Consider the following 1,301-nt stretch of genomic DNA (forward strand, 5'->3'; position numbering starts at 1 on the left):
AGGTACCTACATCCATATAGGCAAGGCAAAAATTTTGCTACTTAGTTGTTCTATATAAGAAATTTTTAACACAGTTAGCGTCAGATTTGCTCCTTCAAATTGAGCAAGTATTTAGGTAGATTGGTATAAAGTAAACAAACTCGGCGGCCTTTCATCGTACCAAGGGTGCGCCAGTAAATAGGCATCCACGGCTCGATGTTGTTTAAAAACAAAACAACTCTTTGGCGAGCGCATCCATTTACTTTTTAGGATATCCACAGTTTCTGGCGCAACATCATGATACGCCTGATTTTGTAGCGTTAAGATCTCAGGCCACGACGCATCTTCGATAGCGTAAGAAGTCATAATTTACTCACATACAGCACAGAGACTAATTGCATCCTATACGCCACCATTTTGGCCTTTTTGAAATATAAGAATGGGATTTGGGTTCTAGGGTTTTACGACTATTGGCATCAAAAACGCCGAGCACTAATGCAATGATAGGCGCGTCATCTATTGCACCTAATGTGCTACCACACTCAGGGCAAAAAGCGCGCGATGAATAATCCGATGAACGCCACACCTTAGGCGCACCGCCAGGCCCATCCCAGCTTACCTCTTCACTTGCGAACTCTACCCAAGCGACAGTTAACGCACCACTGTGTCTTTGGCACATTTTACATGAGCAGGTATGAGGGTTACGAGGGACGCCAATCGCGGTAAAACGGATCTGCCCACATAAACATCCTCCAACAAAATTGACAGCCATCCTTGTGTTTCCTTAGTATTTTGCCATTATCTTAAACTAAGTACGATAGTAAATTACCGTGCCTATTAAAGTTCCAAGTGAAACACAAAACTGAACACTAAGCCACTGAATTTGTGAAGAATTAGTTAGGTATCTATAAGTTACGCACTGTTACCATCGAAGCTATCGTGGTGCTCGCCGGTAAGTTCATACTTCAATACGCCAAGCTCCTGATAATAATGCAAGATATCGATAAAAGATTCGTATTCTCTTTGCGGTGAAACCGTCAAGGCAAAGCGCCCATCATCCAATTGCTCGCTCTCCACGCCAGATAGAGTAAGCTCTTGAAGTAGCTCTATGTTTTTGGCATTTTCTAACTCGTTTGTAAAGCGGATCCGCAAAGAGTGGTACTCACTTCGAGCCACAATCTCGATGACATCTAAAGAACCTTCGCTATCTGGTGCAACCAAAACGTGGTCGCCGTAGTTAACACCAAAAGCAAAAAGCGGAGCGCCTTTTATCTGATAAATGTTATCGCCTACTGCCATAGCAACAATAAATTCTTCAGCAC

At 43.0% G+C, this 1,301-nt stretch carries 3 protein-coding genes; all 3 read right to left on the reverse strand.

The genetic code is table 11. The features are described from left to right. Positions 1-111 precede the first annotated feature (111 nt). Positions 112-345 carry a hypothetical protein gene (locus CWC03_RS22960; RefSeq protein WP_249314115.1) on the reverse strand — a complete coding sequence of 78 codons (234 nt, stop codon included), beginning with the start codon at positions 343-345 and terminating at the stop codon, positions 112-114. A gap of 25 nt (positions 346-370) precedes the next feature. Further along, positions 371-751 (reverse strand): GFA family protein, encoded by a 381-nt coding sequence (locus CWC03_RS22965; RefSeq protein ID WP_138583811.1) that lies wholly within the window; start codon positions 749-751, stop codon positions 371-373. A gap of 140 nt (positions 752-891) precedes the next feature. Then, a partial coding sequence (locus CWC03_RS22970) for a DUF4265 domain-containing protein (protein ID WP_138583812.1) occupies positions 892-1,301 on the reverse strand: 410 nt, incomplete at its 5' end.

Origin of the sequence: Pseudoalteromonas sp. S2755 (assembly GCF_005886535.1) — a bacterium.
GTDB lineage: Bacteria > Pseudomonadota > Gammaproteobacteria > Enterobacterales > Alteromonadaceae > Pseudoalteromonas.

What these genes read in the sequence shown, in the direction of transcription:
- CWC03_RS22960 (WP_249314115.1), bottom strand. Translation starts at nt 345, where the DNA reads ATGACTTCTTACGCTATCGAAGATGCGTCGTGGCCTGAGATCTTAACG.
- CWC03_RS22965 (WP_138583811.1), bottom strand. Translation starts at nt 751, where the DNA reads ATGGCTGTCAATTTTGTTGGAGGATGTTTATGTGGGCAGATCCGTTTT.